This window comes from Desmospora activa DSM 45169, assembly GCF_003046315.1.
Lineage (GTDB): Bacteria > Bacillota > Bacilli > Thermoactinomycetales > DSM-45169 > Desmospora > Desmospora activa.
This window is the reverse complement of record NZ_PZZP01000001.1, coordinates 492,213-513,836: the sequence shown is the minus strand read 5'-3', so window position 1 is coordinate 513,836 and position 21,624 is coordinate 492,213. Positions and strand designations below refer to the sequence as shown.

At 47.7% G+C, this 21,624-nt stretch carries 22 protein-coding genes and 2 tRNA genes; 4 read left to right on the top strand and 20 right to left on the bottom strand.

Features of this window, described 5'->3' with window-relative positions:
- Window positions 1–7 precede the first annotated feature (7 nt).
- From queG to C8J48_RS02535, 4 genes are all read right to left on the bottom strand, one after another.
- Window positions 8–1,168 (bottom strand): tRNA epoxyqueuosine(34) reductase QueG, encoded by a 1,161-nt coding sequence (queG, locus tag C8J48_RS02550; RefSeq protein WP_425430439.1) that lies wholly within the window; start codon window positions 1,166–1,168, stop codon window positions 8–10.
- Window positions 1,169–1,336: 168 nt separating this feature from the next.
- On the bottom strand, window positions 1,337–1,771 hold the full coding sequence (rnhA, locus tag C8J48_RS02545) for a ribonuclease HI (RefSeq protein ID WP_107724803.1): 435 nt from the start codon (window positions 1,769–1,771) through the stop codon (window positions 1,337–1,339).
- Window positions 1,772–1,783: 12 nt separating this feature from the next.
- The gene (locus tag C8J48_RS02540) at window positions 1,784–3,490 is read right to left on the bottom strand and encodes an ABC-ATPase domain-containing protein (RefSeq protein WP_342748208.1); all 1,707 of its coding nucleotides are present in this window, start codon (window positions 3,488–3,490) and stop codon (window positions 1,784–1,786) included.
- Between the two features lie 173 nt (window positions 3,491–3,663).
- Complete coding sequence (locus tag C8J48_RS02535; protein ID WP_107724801.1) at window positions 3,664–4,230, bottom strand: uracil-DNA glycosylase; 567 nt, start codon at window positions 4,228–4,230, stop codon at window positions 3,664–3,666.
- A 443-nt stretch (window positions 4,231–4,673) separates the two neighbouring features.
- On the opposite strand from C8J48_RS02535, the gene C8J48_RS02530 reads away from it, so the two are divergent.
- A complete protein-coding gene (locus tag C8J48_RS02530) occupies window positions 4,674–5,510 on the top strand; it encodes an HAD family hydrolase (RefSeq protein ID WP_107724800.1) in 837 nt (278 codons plus the stop codon).
- Window positions 5,511–5,944: 434 nt separating this feature from the next.
- Window positions 5,945–6,166, top strand: a complete 222-nt coding sequence (locus C8J48_RS02525) for a hypothetical protein (protein ID WP_107724799.1) — start codon at window positions 5,945–5,947, stop codon at window positions 6,164–6,166.
- Here the strand turns inward: C8J48_RS02525 and prpB are convergent, their stop codons facing one another.
- The 7 genes from prpB to C8J48_RS02490 form a co-directional block, all read right to left on the bottom strand.
- Window positions 6,167–7,075 (bottom strand): methylisocitrate lyase, encoded by a 909-nt coding sequence (gene prpB, locus C8J48_RS02520; RefSeq protein WP_107724798.1) that lies wholly within the window; start codon window positions 7,073–7,075, stop codon window positions 6,167–6,169. It abuts the gene before it with no gap.
- A gap of 241 nt (window positions 7,076–7,316) precedes the next feature.
- On the bottom strand, window positions 7,317–8,771 hold the full coding sequence (locus C8J48_RS02515) for a bifunctional 2-methylcitrate dehydratase/aconitate hydratase (protein ID WP_281261181.1): 1,455 nt from the start codon (window positions 8,769–8,771) through the stop codon (window positions 7,317–7,319).
- Window positions 8,772–9,093: 322 nt separating this feature from the next.
- Window positions 9,094–9,762, bottom strand: coding sequence for a GntR family transcriptional regulator (locus C8J48_RS02510; protein ID WP_107724797.1), 669 nt, complete (start codon window positions 9,760–9,762; stop codon window positions 9,094–9,096).
- A gap of 122 nt (window positions 9,763–9,884) precedes the next feature.
- The gene (locus tag C8J48_RS02505; protein ID WP_107724796.1) at window positions 9,885–10,490 is read right to left on the bottom strand and encodes a response regulator transcription factor; all 606 of its coding nucleotides are present in this window, start codon (window positions 10,488–10,490) and stop codon (window positions 9,885–9,887) included.
- Window positions 10,487–11,614 carry a sensor histidine kinase gene (locus tag C8J48_RS02500; RefSeq protein ID WP_107724795.1) on the bottom strand — a complete coding sequence of 376 codons (1,128 nt, stop codon included), beginning with the start codon at window positions 11,612–11,614 and terminating at the stop codon, window positions 10,487–10,489. The genes C8J48_RS02505 and C8J48_RS02500 overlap by 4 nt, the downstream gene beginning before the upstream one ends.
- On the bottom strand, window positions 11,577–12,767 hold the full coding sequence (locus tag C8J48_RS02495; RefSeq protein WP_107724794.1) for a DUF418 domain-containing protein: 1,191 nt from the start codon (window positions 12,765–12,767) through the stop codon (window positions 11,577–11,579). The genes C8J48_RS02500 and C8J48_RS02495 overlap by 38 nt, the downstream gene beginning before the upstream one ends.
- A 166-nt stretch (window positions 12,768–12,933) precedes the next feature.
- Window positions 12,934–13,010 (bottom strand) — tRNA-Pro (locus C8J48_RS02490).
- A gap of 173 nt (window positions 13,011–13,183) precedes the next feature.
- Here C8J48_RS02490 and C8J48_RS02485 point away from each other — a divergent pair.
- Window positions 13,184–13,519 (top strand): hypothetical protein, encoded by a 336-nt coding sequence (locus C8J48_RS02485; protein WP_107724793.1) that lies wholly within the window; start codon window positions 13,184–13,186, stop codon window positions 13,517–13,519.
- 21 nt (window positions 13,520–13,540) lie between these two features.
- Here the strand turns inward: C8J48_RS02485 and C8J48_RS02480 are convergent, their stop codons facing one another.
- The 9 genes from C8J48_RS02480 to C8J48_RS02440 form a co-directional block, all read right to left on the bottom strand.
- On the bottom strand, window positions 13,541–13,741 hold the full coding sequence (locus C8J48_RS02480; protein WP_107724792.1) for a hypothetical protein: 201 nt from the start codon (window positions 13,739–13,741) through the stop codon (window positions 13,541–13,543).
- Window positions 13,742–13,809: 68 nt separating this feature from the next.
- A complete protein-coding gene (locus C8J48_RS02475; RefSeq protein WP_211316580.1) occupies window positions 13,810–14,943 on the bottom strand; it encodes an AAA family ATPase in 1,134 nt (377 codons plus the stop codon).
- On the bottom strand, window positions 14,940–15,725 hold the full coding sequence (locus tag C8J48_RS02470; RefSeq protein WP_107724791.1) for an RNA ligase family protein: 786 nt from the start codon (window positions 15,723–15,725) through the stop codon (window positions 14,940–14,942). Before C8J48_RS02470 ends, C8J48_RS02475 begins: the two co-directional genes overlap by 4 nt.
- A 229-nt stretch (window positions 15,726–15,954) precedes the next feature.
- On the bottom strand, window positions 15,955–16,956 hold the full coding sequence (locus C8J48_RS02465) for a hypothetical protein (RefSeq protein WP_107724790.1): 1,002 nt from the start codon (window positions 16,954–16,956) through the stop codon (window positions 15,955–15,957).
- A gap of 240 nt (window positions 16,957–17,196) precedes the next feature.
- Window positions 17,197–17,973, bottom strand: coding sequence for an arylamine N-acetyltransferase family protein (locus tag C8J48_RS02460; protein ID WP_107724789.1), 777 nt, complete (start codon window positions 17,971–17,973; stop codon window positions 17,197–17,199).
- Window positions 17,974–18,022: 49 nt separating this feature from the next.
- Complete coding sequence (locus C8J48_RS02455; protein WP_245891047.1) at window positions 18,023–18,208, bottom strand: nitroreductase family protein; 186 nt, start codon at window positions 18,206–18,208, stop codon at window positions 18,023–18,025.
- 4 nt (window positions 18,209–18,212) lie between these two features.
- Window positions 18,213–19,124: a DMT family transporter gene (locus tag C8J48_RS02450; protein ID WP_107724788.1), complete on the bottom strand. Its 912-nt coding sequence runs from the start codon at window positions 19,122–19,124 to the stop codon at window positions 18,213–18,215.
- A gap of 451 nt (window positions 19,125–19,575) precedes the next feature.
- Window positions 19,576–20,172 carry a class I SAM-dependent DNA methyltransferase gene (locus C8J48_RS02445; RefSeq protein ID WP_107724787.1) on the bottom strand — a complete coding sequence of 199 codons (597 nt, stop codon included), beginning with the start codon at window positions 20,170–20,172 and terminating at the stop codon, window positions 19,576–19,578.
- A 542-nt stretch (window positions 20,173–20,714) separates the two neighbouring features.
- Window positions 20,715–20,799 (bottom strand) — tRNA-Leu (locus C8J48_RS02440).
- A gap of 343 nt (window positions 20,800–21,142) precedes the next feature.
- On the opposite strand from C8J48_RS02440, the gene C8J48_RS02435 reads away from it, so the two are divergent.
- The gene (locus C8J48_RS02435; protein ID WP_107724786.1) at window positions 21,143–21,529 is read left to right on the top strand and encodes a hypothetical protein; all 387 of its coding nucleotides are present in this window, start codon (window positions 21,143–21,145) and stop codon (window positions 21,527–21,529) included.
- Window positions 21,530–21,624: the final 95 nt, after the last annotated feature.

The window sequence follows — 21,624 nt, the reverse complement described above, 5'->3', positions numbered from 1 at the left end:
AGCCTCCCTATCCCTGCTCGTTCTCTTGCTTCTCATGGGTGATTCGGTTTTTTAGAGCGCGCTTGATTTCCTTTTGAACCTCTGAATCTTGCTCCCTTTGCTCTGCTTCCATGAGCGCCTTCTCCGCTTCTGACCCTCCGATGCGCCCCAGGGCCCACGCCGCCGTTCCTCGGATCACCGGCCGTGGATCATCCTGCAACAGCTTGATGAGATCCGGCACTGCGCTCTTGTCCCGAAACCTCCCCAAAGCGATGATCGCATTACGCTGAATCGGCTTTTTGCCGCGCCATGAACCGGCCATGGTTCCAAAGCGTTGCTGAAACTGACGATTGCTGATGGTGAGCAGCGGTTTCAACAACGGCTTCACCTTTTCCGGATCAGGGCGAAACGCTTCCTGGTGCGTAAAGTTCTTTCCTCTGTTGAACGGACATACCGCCTGGCAAGTTTCATAACCGTAAAGATACCCACCCAATAAATCGCGATACTCGTCGGCTAAAAAGCCTTTGGTCTGTGTCTGGTAAGCCAAGCACGCTTGGGAGTTGAGCTGTCCCGGCCCTACCAAGGCACCGGTGGGACAAGCATCAATACAGACGGTACAATCACCGCACCCCTCCGTCACCGGCTGATCCGGAGGAAGGGCGATATCCACCAACATCTCTCCCAGATAAACCCACGAACCAAATTGAGTGGTGATGAGCGATGTGTTTTTTCCGATAAAACCGATCCCTGCCCGTTCGGCAACGGCCCGGTCCGATAAGGCTCCGGTGTCCACCATGATCTCGGTGGTTACATCAGGAACCAACTCCCGCAAATGGCGTTCCAGCCCTTCCAGTTTACGCCGAAGCACATGATGATAATCCTCTCCCCAGGACGCCCGGCAAAAGAATCCCCGGTACGCCCCAGGTCGATTGGCCGGCGGGTCATCCATTCGTGTGGGGTAAGCGAGGGCGATGGCGATGATGGTGCGAGCATTCGGCAGGCTAAGCCGCGGATCGGTTCGTTTATCCAGGTCCGGCTCTTCAAAGCCCGATTCAAAGCCGCTCTTCCGATGCTGAATCAGTCGCTCTTTTAACTCGAGAAAGGGATCGGCGGAAGCAAAACCGATCTTGTCGATCCCTAGCCGTTCCGTTTCTTGTATCAAAGATTGCTTGATCTGTTCCGGTGTCACCATCATCACCCCCGTTCGTGTTCTTGTTCCGATTATACCACGAATGGGGCAGTCTCACTCAAGCAACCGGATTTATACAACGGTTTAGCAGCTTCAAGAAAGCAAAGGCTATCACTATTGTATCGAATGAGTAGCATTTGCATGATGATCTTTTCTTCTTTTTGGAAATCAATTTTTAGGAATGGCGCCGCGGGCCAATTCATCGCAACGATTGTTCAGTTCGACATCGCTGTGCCCTTTTACCTTAATAAACTCCACTTCATGGCGGCGTACCTGTTCCAATAATTGTTTCCAGAGATCCTGGTTTTCCACCGGCTCTTTACGGCTGTTTTTCCATCCGTTTTTCTCCCAGTTGACATACCAGCGCTGTTTAAAGCAATTCACCATATAGGCGCTGTCTGTATGCAACTTTACCCGACAAGACTGCTTCAGGCGGCGCATCGACTCGATGGCAGCGGTCAACTCCATCCGGTTATTGGTGGTTTGCCGCTCACTACCGGTCAGCTCTTTGCGATGTTCGCCATACAGGAGGACCGCACCCCAGCCTCCAGGCCCCGGGTTGCCGGAACAAGCACCGTCGGTATAGATGATCACTTCTTTCATCGCGTTTCCTCCCTAACGCACACTTAAAGTGCGCAATCGGTTAATCGCCCCAGCCAACTCCAGCTTGCGCGGCAAGGCGAGGTCACCAGGATGTTGGCCATGGAAGGGGGAGATGACATCCAAACCTGTTTCCTCGATTTCGCGATACAGTTCGTCAATCAGGGCTTTTAGTTCCTTTTCACCATTGGCCCGTTTGCCGATCAGACGCATCATCTCCGCGACAGCACGGGTTTGACTGGTGTCCACCAATTGCTCCAATCCCACCAGCTCAACGGAAGTGGTGCCGAACAAAATGGTATGCAACCCTTTGGCGTCCACCTTTTCCTTGCGCCCTTTTTGCGGATCAAAGCCTTGTCTGGACAACCGTCTCGGAGTGGCTTTTCCAAATTGGCTACCGCCCTCACGGGTGCGGCTTTGCACCTGGGAACGGGCGATTTCTTTCGCCGCAGCAGTCACATCCACCGGCCGATATTCATCCATCATCATGACGGTATCGGCGACATCAAAATAATCGCCTGACCCGCCCAGAACAAGCACACTGGAGGTATGGTTTTCCGCATAGAGCTGACACACCTTATCGATAAAGGGGGTGATCGGCTCTTTTCCTTTTGCCACCAATTTTTGCATTCGGCCGTCCCGAATCATAAAGTTGGTAGCACTGGTATCTTCATCGATCAGGAGACAGGAGCTCTCCATCTCCAAAGCCTCCATAATATTGGCCGCTTGTGAAGTGCTGCCGCTGGCATCCTCCGTGGAAAAGCGCTCCGTATCCCGACCAAAAGGTAAATTGTTGATAAAAGGGGAGATATTCACCTTTTCCACCCGGCGTCCGTCTTCTGATCGTACTTTGATGGCGCTGGGGTCAGTAATCACATACTCACGACCGTCACCGGCCACATGATCGTAAACGCCCCGTTCCAACGCCGTCAGCAAGGTACTCTTTCCGTGATAGCCGCCGCCGACGATCAACGTGATGCCATCGCGGATCACCATCCCACGGATCGGCTCCCCATGAGGAACCTCCACCGCCACTTCCATCGAGGCCGGTGACTCAAATCGGATCACATTCCCTTTGGTCAAGGGCTTGTCACTGATTCCGCTCTCCCGCGGCAACACGGCACCGTTGGCGACAAAAGCGATCCACCCCTTGTCCTGCAAACAACGTCGAATCGCCTGCTGGTTATCCACCAGCTTCATCCGCTCCTCCACCGCATTCGGCTGAAGCGCTTCCCGGGGTAATGCCGCACGCGCCAGGCGGGGCAGCTGTCGACACAACATCTCCTCCGCCTTTCGGCCCAAGACACGCCGCCCCTGGGCCGGAAGCCCCAAAGTGATGCGCACCTCTACAAACCGTTCATTCACCACGACTGCCGTCCGCTCCAAAATCTCCTGTCCCGGACGATCCACACTGATGAGTCCGCTTTTTCCCGTCCCCTTCACTTCAAAGGAATAGCGCTGCGTCTCAGTTGCCCACCGGCGCGCGATCCAATCCTCCAGGGCGATGCGACGATGTTTTTGTCGATACCACTCCTCCGGATAACCGGCATCCTTCATCGCCATCCGTACCCGCAGCCGAGAGGGAGCTGCAAAGGGATCTCCCTGAACATAATCGATCATTAATCGATAATCGGGGAAGGTGTATTCACCCTGAATATCCTTGTACGCTTTATAACCTTTGCCGTCGATTCGTGACAAGATTTGCTGCAAACGCTGCAACACTCCTCCTCCTTTCGGTTGACAGTCAATCCGTTATGGTATGCAATACCTATTCAAGCAAATTTCGTTCGCACCCCACCATGGGGATAGGAACATTTCCGTTGGGCGCATCCCTAAACGTAGGAGAAACGTACCTGATTTAAAATCGGTTCAATCACATATGTACAAATCATCCTTTATCCACTGCTTTCCGCCAATACTTCCCGATAGGCGTCCCGAATCGCTTGAAAATCGGCCCAGGCATCCCGTTTGCCGCTAGGATTGCGCAACAGATAGGCCGGATGGAAGGTGGGCATCATCCGTACTCCCTTACGCTCGATCCATTGCCCTCGCACACGAGTAATCCGCGCTTCCGGATCGATCAGGGCACGAGTCGGCGCTGATCCCAACGTCACTATCAGACGGGGGCGAATCACCTTGTACTGCTCCCGCAATAGGGCGATACAGGTATCCATCTCCTCTTCCGTCGGTGTGCGATTCCCGGGTGGGCGGCATTTCACAATATTGGTGATAAAAATATCTTCCCGCGAAATTTCCGCCGCCGCTAACATCTTGTTTAACAATTGACCCGCCTTTCCCACAAAAGGACGCCCCTGTCGATCCTCATCCGCTCCCGGTCCTTCCCCTACAAATAGGAGGGGGGAGTGGGGATTTCCTTCCCCAAACACAATCCGGTTTCGCCCCTTATAGAGGGGACAACGGGTACAATCGGCATAACGATGGTATATGGATTGCAGGTCCATCGGTTCCCTCTCCCTTTTCATCCAATCCGATCCCGATGGATCGCCAACCCTATTATCGCATATCAAAGGATACCCTTGCAGGGGGGAAGCATGTTCAGTTGGAATCGAGCAAGTTCACACCTCAACCGCTCTTTCCCAAAGGAGGATTTAGTGAAAAGGGTTAGTAGATTTACACACCACAGACGGTGAAAGCGACTCATCGTTCATCACTCCAAACGTGAAAGCAGCGTCACCGTTGAGACCTCTGATCGAAATGCTCTTTTATCGGGTTTCGCGCTTCCCATACCGCTTCTCTTTTGTCTCGATACGTAGTATAATATGAGGATATCGCTTGTTTTTGGATCTTCCTTTTGCCGTTCACAAAAGTTAATGGCTCCTTAAACAGCGATTAACACCCCTTTGTTATATTAAGTGGGGTTATCTTGACAAAGGAGTGAATCCATTTGTCGTTAAACTACACCATGTTCGTTTCCGATATTGACGGAACGTTGGTTACCAAAACCAAAGAGATTCCCCGCGCCAACCAAGAGAGCATCTCCGCCTTTCGCCAACAAGGCGGTTATTTTACACTGGCAACCGGTCGCAGCTTCCGGGAAGCCAAACGTTTTATCGAGGAGTTAAAAGTAAATCTACCTGTTATTTTGTGCAACGGTGGGGTCATCTATGATCCGGCTACTGAGGAGTTGACACCTGTCGCTTCCATGAATCGTGAATTGTTGACCTATCTGTTGGATCAGCTGACCACCTTTGAACATGAAGTGGATATCTTTCTCTACTCCCTGACCCGTGTTTACGCCACTAGTGTCACCCCATCCTTAAAAGCCGAGCTGGATAAATACGATGATGAGTTTCCCTTGCAATTGATCCCTACCTATGATGATCTTCCCGATACCCCCATCACAAAAGTAGTGGCGGTAGCACCTCCCACTACCATGCCCAAGCTTCACACCTGGGCCGACAGCCTTATCTATCCACTGGAATATTTTCAGTCCTCGGATCAATTTTTCGAAATCCTGCCCCAAGGGATCACCAAAGGGAATGCGATGGAAATCGTCGCCCAACGTTACGGTTTATCCGTCGACCAATGTGCGGCGATCGGTGATCATATGAACGATCTTTCCATGGTGCGTAAGGCCGGTATTTCCGCTGCCGTCGCCAACGCCCACCCCCAATTGATCCAAGCCGCCCACCATGTCGTTCCCAGCAACGAAGAAGCTGGCGTCTCCTTTTTCCTCGATCATTATGTGATGCAACCGGAAAAAGCAGCACAAGAGCGATAATGAAGCAACACCGGGGATAATCGCAACTACAAAATACTCTCTCATGATCGATAGCAAAAAGGTTCCTTCCACAGTGGGAGGAACCTTTTTCGGTTTATAGTTGAATCAATACGATCAGTCATCATCGATCTCAATTTCAATTCCATCTTCGCCAATCTCGATCTCAAAACCGCCAATTTCAATTTCCAATTTTCCATCTTCGATTTCCACTTCAATCCCTTTGTTTGGATCCATCCTGCTACCTCCTTGTCAGCATAATTTGATTATACCAACAAAAGAGCTGCAAACGGTCCTAAATTTTTAAAGAAACAAAAACGAGAAGAACATGATTGGGATTGACACAAAAAAATCCCTTCTGTACGGGGGAGCTTTTTCCTTGAATCTCCCCTAGGGTGAGATTTTATACTGAGGTAGAATGCCAAGGGGGGATCGCCATGTATAGCATTGGGAATGAAATGGATCGCCTGTCTGTCGTTCTTACTGTAGACCATTCGCTTCCGCACCTTACTCTCAGCCAAGCAACAATGGGGATACGGAGTCGTTTCATTATGCGGCATCAGCTTCATTCCTTATTTGGCTTATTGGAACTTGTTGTTCTCTCCGTTCTAAACCATCAAGCCGTTGTCCAGTTTACGGACAACGGCTACCACGGATGATTACTCCATCTCCGGCAATACGGTTTTGGCGATTTTCCCATCCAATTCTTCGTAATCATAGTAACGGATGGTCTCATATAACGCTTTTCGCGTCTGCATATCAGACAGCGCATCCTTTTGCGTCCCTTTTTCCATAATCGCGGTAAATACCCGCTCATAAGCTTTAGCGGCCACCCGCAGGGAAGTAACCGGGTAAATCACCATGCGAAAGCCCCAAGCTGCAAACTGTTCCGCCGTATAATAGGGCGTTCGTCCAAACTCGGTCATATTAGCCAAGAGCGGAGCCTCTACCGCTGTACCTACCCGTCGAAATTCCTCCTCATCCTGCAACGCTTCCGGGAAAATGGCGTCAGCACCTGCCGCCCGATATTGTTGGCAGCGTTTAATCGCCGCATCCAGCCCTTCTACCCCTTTGGCATCCGTTCGCGCAACCACCACCAAGGAGGGGGCAACCTCTTTGATCGCCTTGATTTTTTGTACCATCTCTTCCACCGGAATCAACTGCTTTCCGTTTAGGTGGCCACATTTTTTCGGCAGTTGCTGATCTTCGATCTGAACTGCGGCCACTTTGGCCTCCACCATCTCCCGTGCGGTCCGGGCAACGTTTAATACCCCGCCAAAGCCGGTATCGATATCGACCAATACCGGCAACCCTGTTGCCCGCACCAGATCCCGGGCCCGGGCCGCCATCTCTTCGGAGTAGATAACGCCCAGATCAGGCAAACCGCGACTGGCGCTATACGCTCCTCCGGATAGGTAGAGGGCTTCAAACCCGACCTGTTTCGCGATTAGCGCCGCCATGCCGTCATGAGCGCCCGGAATTTTTAAAATGGAATCGGATTGAATATGCCGGCGAAACTGTTCCGCCAACACCGCTTGATCCCGTTCTTCTTCCACCAACCATGACATCGGGTCTCCCCCCTACGATTAGAGCATATTTGATAAATATTAACCCTGGTTGCTTAGGTCAGGCTTGAGCAACCCATTTACAGCATAATCGAACGCACGAGCGGTCTTCATCCCGTTGGTAGTAGGTTAATCCTTGAAAACGTTATGCGATGGAGTGCCAGCGGCGAACAATCTCTCCCCTTAGGAAAACCATAAGAGGGAGCGAAAGGGAACTAGAACTGGTAACAGGTGATCCGTCCATTTAAAGTACAAACATTTTCATAAAGTCGTGAACAGCCGTCTTCTCCAACTGTTTTTGCGCGAACGATTGATCCATAATCTGCTGCAGTTGATGCTGTGGAAAATGGGTCGCCAGGTTGTGCCGATATTTTTCAAGCAGACGAGGGATCGCTTCTGCACGTCGGCGGCGATGGCCGATCGGATAAAAGCATTCTTTTTGCTCCGTTGCGCTGCCGTCTTTAAAGACCACCTGGATCGCATTGGGGATGGCCCGTTTGTCGGGATCGAGATAATTCTTGCTATACTGTGAATTTTCTTTTACCACCATTTTTTGGCGCAAGGCATCGATACGGGGATCGCTAGCAACATCGTCTTCATAATGTTCCGCGGTCAATTCACCAAACAATAGACTGATCGCCACAATATACTGCAAACAATGATCGCGGTCCGCCGGATTAGTCAAAGGCCCTTTTTTGTCGATAATACGGATCGCCGCTTCATGGGTGGTAATCTCCACCCGCTCAATCGCATCCAGTCGCTCCTTTACCGTCGGATGTAATTGCATCGCACATTCCGCCGCTGTCTGTGCGTGAAACTCCGCCGGATATGCCACTTTTAACAATACGTTTTCCATTACATACGAGCCGAGAGGTTGAGCCAATCGCACCGGCTGCCCTTGTAACAGGACATCGTGAAAACCCCAGGTTTTCGCCGAAAGGGCTGTGGGATACCCCATCTCTCCCTTAATCGCCATCAAAGCCAACCGCACCGCCCGGCTGGTGGCATCCCCCGCCGCCCAGGATTTGCGCGATCCTGTATTGGGAGCGTGACGATAAGTACGCAAACTGACACTGTCGATCCATGCTTGGGACAAAGCGTTGAGCACCTGTTGACGATCGCCTCCCAACATCGCTGTCACAACCGCTGTCGACGCCACCTTAACAAACAAAACATGATCCAGCCCAACCCGGTTCAAACTGTTTTCCAACGCCAATATCCCCTGGATCTCATGCGCTTTGATCATCGCCGTTAACACATCTCGGATCGTTAACGGCTTTTTTCCTTCCGCCACATTTCTGCGGCTCACATAATCCGCCACAGCCAAAATGCCCCCCAGATTGTCCGAGGGATGTCCCCACTCTTGTGCCAGCCAAGTATCGTTGTAATCGAGCCAACGGATGATACAGCCGATATTAAACGCCCCTTGGACCGGATCCAGCTCAAATGGTGTTCCCGGGACCCGCACGCCGTTGGGAACCACTGCGCCTGGAACAATCGGACCCAGATGCTTGACGCATTCCGGATAGCGCAGGGCCAACACCCCGCAGCCGATTGAATCCAACAAAACATGATATGCCGTCTCATACGCTTCCGGGCTATCGATCTCCCCCGCCACCACATAGTCTGCAATCGCTACAAGAATCGGATCAAATTCCTTAGCTTGTGTCTGACTCATCGATACGACCGAACCCGCCATTTCCCCAACCTCCTGTCGGTTATTCACCAAACCTACATGCAAAAGTGCGACAGCGCGCCATGTTTAAACAAAAAGAATAGGTTCTTTCACCCGCTGATTCAACCGAACCCTGTACACGGAACATTGCCCTACTGGGGGTAGCAATAGAGCTTTGGCTTGCTCACCCACCCCCCAATCAACGGATTACATCCAATCGATTACTCAAATTGTATAATTGTATACAATTTTCGTCAATATAAAAGAAAATATCGCCTGACTATTGTGCTCCTATAAATGGGAAATTGTTCAGTGGCAAAGCCACCTTTGAAGGAATCACTCCCTTTCACCTTGGCTGAAGATAACCCCGCAATGTCTCCTCCACTGATTCCAAACTACGGCGGATATGAGCACGCATCGCCATCTCCGCCGCCTGAGCGTCACGCTTTTGCACGGCATCAAAAATGGCTCGATGTTCTTGAACCGGTAGCTGATGCGGATAATCGGGATTTAAATAGCCGCCCAAGCGACGGTAGCGCTCAATCCGGCTGTTTAATTGTTCCAAAAAACGGATTGCGGTTTGATTTTGGGCCACCGTATACAAAAGTTGATGAAATTCACTTCCAGATTGGATCAGCTTCTGGCTGTGCCCTTTTTGTGCCGCTCTTTCCATCAGCGACAATTTCTCTTCCAATTCCTCGATTTGTTCCGCCGTTATGTGTTGAGCCGCCTCTTTCGCCACCAATCCTTCCAACACTTCCCGCACTTTAAACACTTCCTCCGCCTCATCCACGGTAATAGCGGCGACGGTGATTCTGCCGTTGCTATGCCGAAAAATGAGCCCCTCCAGTTCCAGCCGGTGTAGCGCTTGGCGCAACGGTGTTCGACTGATAGCTAAATCAGAGGTCAACATCTCTTCATTGAGGGGTTGATTCGGTTGATAATCCCATTCGATAATCTTCCGTTTTATGGCGTGATAGGCTACATCACCGGCCGATTGCCGCTTAGAGTGCATGACTTTACTCCTTTCCCTTGGGATGATGGTTTTTGATTGATCCATATCCATTTTATAATAACGACTACCGCCCTTGATAGAACAACAAGAAGAAGCCCACGTTTGGCCGGGGCTTCCCTATCTTATATCCAGCCTTTCTCTTCCGCTTTTATGATCGCTTGCTGCCTTGAGTTGGCCTCCATTTTTTGTATAGCGGCAGAAAGATAATTGCGAATGGTGCCAGTGGTCAAAAAGAGAACTTGAGCGATTTGCCTTGTACTCTTTCCTTGCTTGACCAAACGGAGCACTTCCCGCTCCCGCTCAGTCAGGGGGTTTTCCTCGTGCTGGAACAGAGCAACAGCCAACTCAGGGCTGATCACTTTCTCCCCCTTCATCACTTTGCGAATCGCATCTACCAAGGTGTCAATCGGTTCATCCTTCAACAAATAGCCGTCCACTTGCATCTCAGTTGCTTTTTGCAAGTAGCCCGGTCGGGCAAAGGTGGTTACAATCATGATCTTACATGGCCATTGGCGGTGTCGGATCTGTGCGGCTACCTGCAGGCCGGTCATCATGGGAATCTCAATATCTAAGAGGCATATATCCGGTTGATGGTGTTCAATCATATCAAGAGCATCTTTGCCATTGGCCACTTGCGCCACTACCTCAATATCCTCTTCCAGTTGCAGCAACGACGTCAGCGCACCCCGCAGCATCTGCTGATCTTCGGCGATTACAATGCGGATCATGGCCCCTTCTCATCCTTCCCGTGATTGGCCGGAATACTTAAAGTGACGACAAAGCCGCCATCGACAGACGCTCCCACCACAGCAGATCCACCAACTAAATGCATCCGCTCTCGCATCGATTCGATTCCATGTCCCAGTTTTTCTTTATTCGTTAACCCAACACCGTCATCCACCACTTTAACTACATACTGACCGTCACTCTTCCAGCCCAGCTGAACGGTACAGGTCTGTGCTTGACTGTGCTTCATTACATTGGTGAACGCTTCCCGCATCGAAAGCGCCAACATCGTTTCCTTCACCTGGGATAAATTCGGTTGCGGGCCTGATTCTTTTATAATTACATCTACTTTAGCTGTTTGGAAAAGGATTTGCCCCTGTTTAATCTCCTCCGCCACCGACACATGCTTCATCGATGTAACCACTTCCCGTACTTGCTTTAACGCAAAGCGAGATGTTTCCATCACTTCTTTCATTTCCTGTTTTGCCTGCTTCGATTCTTTATCCATCAACCGCATCGCCAGCTCGCTTTTCATTTTGATCATCGTCAAGGTTTGTCCCAGTGTATCGTGCAAATCGCGTGCAATGCGATTCCGTTCCTCTTCTTGGGCATAGCGTTCAATTTTTTTGTTGGCTTCATCCAACGCATCACCCAATGAACGCGATCGTTGAATGATATAAAGAATCATGGGGGTAAGCAGTTGCAAAATAAGCAGTAACAGGTAATAAGACTCCCCAAACCCTGTCCATTCCCCTTCTCGTCCGTAATACACTGTTGCATGCATGACCAAAATGGCCAGCATGCTAACTCCGATTAAACGCTTGGAACGGACTAATCCCAGTTGAGCTGCTTGTATAAAAGCATAAAAAGTGAGAAAGGGATGATAGAAAAGCCCTAAAACCGCCAGCACCCCACAACCTGTATAGATAGAGATTACAATTCGCCAATCCTGATACCACAAGCCTACATAATATGCCCCGAAATAGATACCATATAAGAGGAAACTTCCGATGAACCCAAAGGAATGGTACACGAGAAACACTTGATAAGCCAATGAAACAAACGCAATCACATCAACGAACAAATATTTATCGATTTGATCTCGAGGATACAGTTTTTGCAGCATTCATCCTGCCTCCAGTCGGCCATGCAGCAAGATATCGACGAAAGGTTTCCATCGGCCCCGAGCGAAACAGTTGCAACCAAAGCCAGGCGAAACCAAGTTGAAACAAGCTGATGCCAAACCATATCGCCACCGTTGTCACCGCATCCACCTGTCCGCCTAATCCCAAACCCCATCCGTAAAAGAGAATCGAAGAAACCACATTTTGCAACACATAGCAACTGAGGGCCATTTTTCCGACTTTCTCAACCGAAGACCACAGCCAAAAACGAGGGGTTTTTTCAACCAACATCGCAATCAAGCCCATATATCCGACAGCTAAAAACGGTGAAAATAAATAACGAACCAGCAAATCAAACGCGCCTCCTGGTACAAACAGGAGCAAGTTTAGCGGAATCCCGATAAAAAGACCAATTCGCAGCATTTTGCGGCGCATGTGTTTGCCGTGATCATCGGAAGAAAAGGCACCGGACCGCATCAGTCGAACACCTAAAAGAAACAAAAATATATTCATCGGAATCACAAAGATCACTTCAAGGCGAAGTACCCAAAAATCAGTCAGGCGATATTGCAGTTGCTCCAGCCAAGTCCCGTTTTGATAAAGGGTAACCACCTGCGTCATATCGCCCATAGACACCTGTCCACCGACAAGATTGGAATACAAGATAACGCCGAGAAGCAATAATATGCCTAAAAGATGAAACCCGCCAAAAACCCACATCGCCGATTTGATCGCCCGGTCGCCAAATTTGACGATTAGGGAGACGATCATGGCTGTCACCGCATAACTCATCAAAATATCGTATTCCATCACCAGCGTAAAATGGATCAGACCTTCCGCCAATAAAATCAAGGAAATCCAGAGGTAGATGCCGGGCCAGGCATTTCCTTTGCGCAACGCTTGCCGATACTTTAATTCCAGCCCAACACCGAAGAGAATCGTCAACATCCCAAGGAATTTACCATTGACCAAGAACAGGGTAAACACCCGTACAAACTCATCAAAGGAAGTCCACCACGGCGCACGATCAAAGCCAAAAGTGTACGATAAGTCTCCCAGATTAGCAAACAGCCATATATTCGTCCCCAGTGTACCTAAAATTGCAAATCCGCGCCACATATCGAGTAGCTGGATCCGTTTGTTTGAATGCGTCATCGATTCTCCCCATTTCTCAATATCATTTTCTAGACAGATTGTATCGTGGAAACGGGGGAACGCATATTCACAGGGGTCAGCAGATACAAATGACACTTATCATCTCTGTTGACAAACCTAAAATCCCCAACAGAAAAACGGACCCCGCAAGGTCCGTTTTTTATCATGGTCGGGACGACAGGATTTGAACCTGCGACCCCCTGCTCCCAAAGCAGGTGCTCTACCAAGCTGAGCCACGTCCCGGTTATTGGTGCGGTGAATCCTGCGAACCAAAATACTGAACTTCTTTCAAGCACTTCAGCTGAATCAAACACCGCAACGATAATTATACTTGATATCTCCACTACTTTGCAAGAAAAAAATAAAGGAAATCTGATTTACCACAGAAATTCATAAAAATTGCCGACGGGATTAGAATGACGATTACAAGTCCCATGGAAAAAGAGATCCAATCCCAGATTGATCAGATTGAGCATACTACTCCCGGAAAAGAGCAATGGCATCAAACGGCCCAACTCGCCTCCTACCTTACCCAAAAACACCTGGATCTATACACCCTCAATGTACCCGCTGAATATCAAGGACTACATCAGAAGATGCATCACCAGCTGGCTTCCATTACACAAACAACGTTAAAGGCGGAATCCTTCTACTTGGAAGGAAAGCTGGATCAAGCCGAAGCCCAGTTACAATCGCTCCTGGATCAATATCACGATGTAGAACAAACCACCCATACCATCTTAACAAAATAAATCTCGAAAAAGGGAGCCTTCCTACCAGGCTCCCTTTTGAAGTGCATCCGGATTTCTTTTCTGTTGGACCTCCACTTTAACTGCAGCAATCGCTCTTGCTAACATTCGTCTTTCTATCCGGCCCCAAAAGAAAACACCGGGAATCACATTGCCCAACCAACGATCGTAATGTAAGTCATAGGAGTCCCCGTTTATCATAATTAAATTGGCACGATGCCCCATCCTTCCACTCCCCTGGCGCAATCCTTCTCGTGAGCGAAATACATTTTCTCTTTGCCCCGTCGTTGCCGCTATACAAAATCCAATCGATGCGCCTCTGTGAGATCTGGAAGCTCCAGCTTATTTCTTAGTCTCTGGATAACGGCTTCCGGCACCGATTCTTCTCTCTTGCGATTCTGTTTTAAAATCACAGGCAGGGGTGTATCCACAAATACGATGCGGATACAGGCGTTGTAGGCGGCAAAAAGGTCGATCAATCCATTCCGTGTCATCCGCGTAATATTGGTCGCATTCCAGACGAAGGAGCGCTGTTCCCGCAAAAGTGCACGCGCTTCTTCTTTAGCCGCATGCACCACCTCCCCTTGTGGCCCTTTGGGACTGATGTTGCGCTCGTTCCGTATCTGATCCAAAGAAATAACCGGCCAAGTCGGCAAATGACGACGGATCCATGTATCTTTGCCTGCCCCTGGCAGTCCCATCATCAGCACCACTTCAAAAGTGGACTCATCGTAAGCGGTATAAGCGGGATCACGTTGCAGACCGCGAAAATAGCGAAAACGGCTGTGATCACTGCCAAAAGGATACGGTTTGGTATAACAGCCCAACTCCTGACAAAACTCCCGGAAGAGATCAACCCGCTGCAATAATTCCTCCTGATCATCACAGGTCCGTCCTCGTACATCCGCCTCCGCCAACAACGCCACCCAATCCAAGCGTACACTTTGGCTGGCAGCATAAAGGAGCCGCTCCGGCTCCGGTCGCTCCAAAAACCACAGCGGCAATCCATGGTAACGCACCAATGCTGCAATTTGGCGACGAAGGGAAGTCGGCGCAACGATACTTGCTTCCTTCCCATCACAAAGATGAAGATATGCCATGGTCGCACCGATACGAGCATGACCGCGGGAGCTGATGGAACCGTCTACCTCTGTGCGCGTACATATCGGTTTGGCTACATCATGCAGCAAGGCAGCGGCAAACAGGATCGACCGTTCCGTCGGTGTCAACTCGCGCCAGTCCTGTAAACCCACCATCGCTTTTGCCACCATTTCCGTATGGATGAGAACATCGCCCTCAGCATGATAAATCGGATCTTGTGCCACACCCGCCAATGCCTGTACCCATTCATATCGCGCAACAATCCGCTCCCAGTCGATTTCCCAAGCCAGTGGCTGTGGGCAATGGGGAAAGGTCCATTCATTCAAAATAACGACACCCCCTTTTGCAGCCGATTGGGCAATAACGGCCGCTCCATCCAATGGCTGTTGGAGTCGAGAATGGTTTGTAAAAAACCGTTACGAACATACTTATAACGTCCTTTTACCACCCCATTCTCTTCCAACTTGATATACAGCCCTTCCATCTTTCTGCTCATATCCGTCTCCCGCACCACTCGCTCTGGGTCCATTCCTTGGGCAGCCGCCGCAGCACGCAATTGTTGTACATGATCTGCTGCAATAAAGTGGGAATCACCGATCCAGGCTTGCAACTGACGCAGAGATCGGAAGCTACCTTCAATCAGCACTTTAACCGACACAATAAAAGGAGCTGCTGTCAGCATATCCCGTCGACGCTCAGTGGACAAAAATTGATCCTGTTCTTTGTCATAGATATCAAACTCCAGGAAGTAATGGGGCAAATCCGTATAAAAAACGGTATGTTTGGCGTAAAGCCACTCACCGTACATGACATAGCGCTTTCCCAACAACGCCCACAGTTCCCCCGCATATCGATGGGCCCAACTCTTCAAAAGATGAAACTGTGCTTCGCGCGCACCACCCATTAAAAAATGCCCTCTGCTTTGCAGATAGAGCTGTCCTTTTTCATCAAAACTAATCCCGCTGTTGGCCCCGTCCATCTTCTCCTCCACCACGAGTCGTTTTCCCGCCAACTCATGAAAGGAGACTGTATTTAAATCCTCGTCCCCCGCTTGCAATCCGGAACCGGAGATATGGGGTGTACGTGGATATTTATATATTCGTTCCATTTGTTGCACCTCTCAAGATTTTTCAACGATGTTTACGTTCGAGGGTTCCCCTTCGTCAGCACTTCGCTTTTAGCAAAAAAATCGGTTCTATGAAGTGTAAAAGGTGGAAGATTACATTTGAGACCCATCCAATCGCTATCCAATATCGGAAAATGTAGAAATTTATTATATCATGAATAGATAAAAAAACCGACTCTGCCGCAGCAAAGTCGGTTCAGTTTGTATCCAATTAGAAGCTAAAGCGGCGATATACCAGCAGACCTACCCCTGCTACCATCATTAACGCGCCCAAGGCGAAGTTGGTAACCATCGGTGCTGCAGTGTTCGGCATTTTTCCACCTTTTGCATTTTTAATGACCCGTTCTTTTCCTTCAGGAGTGGTTGGTTTCGGCACATCCTTTGTCGGAGGAGCGATTGCCCCTTCCTCATCCTCCAGGTAGAAGCCATCCAATCCAATACCCCACTGACATTCCTTTCCGTCAATGGTGCCGGAGAAGACAACTAAGATGAGGTAATCGCCTTCTTTGGCCAACTTGCTCTTCGGAATGGAGAAGGTTACGGTTTTTTCGGTAGCAATTTTGGTTTCCACCACATCCGGCTCTTCTGCATCCCACAAACCAGCCATGAACTCCCATGCGCCGTCTACATTGTTGCCCGGCAATGTTGCAGTAACTTTGATGGAGTCTCCGGCATCTTTTTGATCGATGGTGATCTCATGGAAATCTTCCGGATCTAAGTTTTCCAGATCAGTGCATTCCGTTACAGGAGATTCCTCAGGCTCTTCTTCTTTCGGTTCTTCATTCGATGGTTCTTCTCCATCGTTACCGTTTTCATCACCCGGTTCATCGACACCCTCTACGGTTGCACACACTTTGTCCTTTTTTAAGACAGTGTTGGATGTCGCACCATCCAACTTGCCGGTATAGTGCACCTTAAAGCAGTATTCCCCGGGTGCAAGATCGTTCCAGGTACCGGAGAAGCTTAATTCCTCAGATTGTGGTTGAGTTGCCGGCTTACCTGCATTGTTTTTTCCAAAGGGGACGATTTTCCACTCCCCTGATGTAGCTGTTTCCGCATTTTCAATGGTGGCTGTAACCGAAATACTATTCCCTTCTACCTCGGTTGTTACATCCAGCGCATAGGAATCCCCTTCAGTCGCATACGCGGACAATGGAGCCATAAAGAGCGCTAAGATTGCAAGTAATGCCACTCTTCTCAACAAGGTTGCCATATTCAGTTTTCCCCCTTTTCATGTGGCATCTTCTGATGCCCTATTCAATTATTCGTAAGTAGGATTTCTTTTTGATGTCCCATTTTGTCCTTTTTGTGAAAATACGCCAAAAGGATTAGTTGAGATAAAACTTTGGCATTGACTTCCCTTTTTCCGCTCACTTTTTAAGCACAAAAAAGACGGGTACTTATCGATCGGTGATCGGTGATCGATGAATCCCCGTTCAAACAATGGTGAACCCTACATTTCAAAATATCGTTTTAACAGCTCATTAAATCTTTCGCTCTCGATTTTCTCTTTTGTAACGAGTCCATTATCCCATTGTGTAAATGAAGTGTTTGTCAATGTTATATTTCCGCGGTTGGTCAGTTTGGTAATCAAAGGACTTTTATTAAATGGAGAGTCTGGGTGTTCAGTGATGATTCGTTGGATATCATTAAACTCCGATACATCTGAGATGGGCTTTTTGGAATCAAAAGCATATCCTATTTTCCAATCCGTATCTTTATGTTTCAATTTCAACTCCAAAATGTAGTCCCCGTGTTCACTTTTTTCTTTCTTGACCCGAAATTCTCCATTATCAGAGGCTACAACCTCCCTGGTTAAAGGAACAGGCTTTAATGGCAGATTCCCTCCAAAACCGGTATCGATTAGATACTTTTGCTCTTTATGCGTAATGAGGATGGCAACATGGGTTCTTCCGATTGTCAGATATTCTTGTAACTCATTTTTATATACAACCCCACGCACAAGGACGGCGTCAAAACCGTTTTCGATCAAGAAGAAATAGAAAATCGAATTTAGTTCATAACATAAACCGCCTTCTTTTTTGACCAGGATCTTTTCAACTAAGTTTTGCTTGGAGATATCCTTGCTTTTCTCTCCGATAATACATAAATTCTCAAAAGGGATGTTTTGGGCCGTTTTCGCAAGAACGTTGTCCAAGTTTTCAAATGAAAGATGTTCTTTTTCGGGAAAGCCGATTCGTTTGCGAAATAAAAGATTTAGCTCGCTCATGGATAATCCCCCTAATTTCGGTAATCTCGCGACAAGCATTCCCTAACCGTCAGAAACCATTCCAGACGATCGTTTGCTCAACCGGGAAGCGAACAGACGGACGAGCAGGTTTAGCCGCTTTGGCAATGGCGATCAGCACTACCGGAATATACTGTGATGGAACATTAAACGCTTCAACGAATTTATTGACATCGTATCCGCCCATCGGGCACGAATCGAGTCCTTTCGCCTTCACCTTATCAGGCTTTCCCCAAGCGATTCGCCCCCCAAACCCCCGTTATAATCAGTACCGAACCGATGATATGATACATTGAAACTTCTTCCCCAAGGAACATCGCCCCCGCCGCAATGGAGACGACAGTCGAAAGGTTAGTGAATACACTCATTTTTGAAGCTTCTATTTTTGATAAAGCATAATTTGCCGTCAAAGCAGTGACAAGGGAGGACATCACTCCAAGGTAGAGGATTGACACGATAAAACTACCACTTGCAAGGGGTGCGATGAAGGTGTCAAGTGTTCCAGTGATTACATGATCGGTAAGTGATATCGCAAAAAAAGTGATAAAGCCGATCCCCAACATTAAATAAGTGATTTCCATTGGGCTGTAAACTCGCAAAAGCGAACGGGCCAAAACGCTGTATCCGGCAAAAGCCAAGCACGAGAAGAACAACAGAAAAATACCCGTCACGTTCGATAGATCGATACTACTTCCCTTCATGATAAAGATGAACACAACTCCAAATACCGAAAGAAAGATCGACAGCTTTTGTAGACGGGTTGTCACTTCTTTTAAAAAGACAGCGGCGAGTATCATCGTCAGAACTGGTGTGAAAGCGTATAAAATACCTCCCTCAGCAGAGGTGGCGTATTTTAACCCAAACGCTTGCAACGTAAAGAATCCAAGCGGGTACATCGTTGCCAGCAGCAACGCTAGATAAAAAGGTTTACCGCGGTAATCCAGATTGATTCGACTAAACCCAACCAGAATTGACATCACTGCAAAGGAAACAGCAAAACGATAGGTCAGCGTATCAATCGGGGAGGAATACGCAAGCGCGATTTTGGTAAACAAAAACGAAAAGCCGATGATGACCGCATTCAACAATGCTGACAAATAGGCGAGTTTCAGTCCTGTCTGGCTTATTTTCATTCCCTCCTCTCTAAACACTTGAAAACATGGTATATCGATATGCGAAATCAAACAATCTCCATTTAACAGAAGTGTACCGATACAGTGTTGCTGAAGCTGGATCTCTACTAAAAAACCTAGTGTGGTAATTGATCTTTTTTGAATCCAAAAGCGCCACCGATAAATAATTGAGCGCATCTATGGCATTTTTGTTTTTGACTTAATCTTAAAGTGGACTTTTTTCAAGAAATAATACTACGTTAAGCCTTTGAGAACGTGGCCTATGCCGGGCACAGGAAAAAACGCAAGTCCCAAGGGACTTACGCTGGTTTGTTGGTTTGTGAACCGGTTTTAGCACTCTAAGCCGAAGTTGTGCGACAAAAGAGCCATACGGAAGGAGTCACTTACAATGGTCAATACCCTATCGGGACCAAAAGGTTATGCGCTCCATACGTATCAAGAAAAGAAGAAATCACTTTATACTACTGGATATAAAGATTGAGGCATCTTGATTCATAAAAATACGATTACCAAAATAAAATGTCTTAATTTTAATTGATTTAAATCCAACGTCGGATAATCTTTTTTTCAGTTCTTCATGCGAAAAACCGTTATGAACTTTCGGATGATTTATTTTGTCGTTTTTGTCAAAATCAATAATAATTAGCTTACCACCATCATTTAAGATTTTGAACAATTCTTGTAGAATTTTTTTAGTATCCGGAATATGAAGAAGGACTAGTGACATTAAAACTATGTCTGCCTTACGTTTAGGAGTTTCTTGAGTAAAATCTGAATAAAGTACTTTTGAGTTGGTAATTCCTTTGTGCGAAATTTTAGCTTTCGCAACCTCCAACATTTGTTTTGATGAATCTACTAACAAAATAGAATCTACTAAATCCGATAATTCCAAACCAATTAGACCAGTACCACTCCCATAGTCTATTAATGATCTTGATTTACTATTTCGTAATTCTGGCCTTACTTCCTTAACTATAACTTTTGCTAATTCAATTCTTTCTTCTGTATCATATTTTTTTGCAATTTGTTCAAAAACGTTATTTTCCATATTCCACTCCCCATTTATTAAAAATTAAAGTTAGCAAAAATAAAAAACTTAGGGCACGCTCCCTCTTAAACCCTTTCGTATAGACCCCTGTGGGCGCGGAAAATCAACATAAACAATCTCGTAGGGGTCTCAACGCATATCCATAAACCTAATAAAAATAAACTTTCCCCAAAACGAGAAATTGAGCATCTTGTGCAATTCTTCTTTTTTGGGTGATTCAATTTCTTAACTTAATGATATGGTCAAACCCCAAGGAAGGAGAATATGTATCTAAAATAACACTGGTGGAAATGGAGCAACAATCAAGATTACAGTAAGTAGGTGTTGGCCCACCTGCTTTTCTCTTTTTTTAAACAAACCATATCATAAACACTTTACAATGGAAAGAAGCCATTACTCTGCTCACTTCCCTTATCCCCTCCTCCTGTCTCGCGCGGATCGTACGTATACGTATAAATATCCCCACACACGATTTTTCAACGTAAAAAAGACGGGGACTCAGCGCATATATAGCGTCTGAATCCCCATCCTAATAACTCTTTTGGTACCGAAGGTGGGACTCGAACCCACACTCCCGAAGGAACACGATTTTGAGTCGTGCGCGTCTGCCAATTCCGCCACTTCGGCTCAATGATTGTGGTGTTGTTGAAAGTCATCTTGTCGCGTCGACAATCATTATTTTATAACGCACACAGATGAAAGTCAACTGTTTGTTTAGGAAAAAAATAAGGTGTGATGAAACTGCGATCGCAATCGGTGTCTCAACTTCTCTATACGGTTATATCCACTTGTTTATTATGGTTTTCTATCCATTTGGTTATGAGTCTGATTGTTCACCCAATCTTATCAGCCTACTCTTCATTTTGGGTGTGGATCAAAACCTATTTCCCTATGAATGGCGCACCAATTTGTCCACTTCCTTATATGTTGTAAGGAAAGATTATCGATTGCGAAAGGAGTTGTTTTACCCTTGTCTCAACAAAAACCCGATCCAAAGCAGATGGAGCAGATTTCCCGTCAGCTTGAAGATCAACTCCGGAAACAGGTATATGAGGCGATCAATGATTTTTTAAACGAAGATCCACTTCCCAATAATGCTCCCACACAAGCCGCCCAATCGGGATCTACCCAGCCCAAACAAGGGCAAGCCGAGCAAATGGGAAATATGTTTCAAAGCCTCGCCAATTTCATTACGGACGCCGTTCGTTTTAGTACGAACACAATGGATCAACAAAAAAGAAAACTTCTTCGACAAGCGCAGCAACAAATGCAAGCACAGATGAATCAAAACCCCGCCAACCCCGGTGCTTCCAACACCCCCTCCTCCAACGGTGACCCTTCCAAACCATCACGATAAGAGGAGGGAAATATAGACCTTCAATCAGAGGAAAACGGCGATCTTCACAATCGCTCTATGCCAATAGGAAACCTGATCGGAATGAGACCATCAAT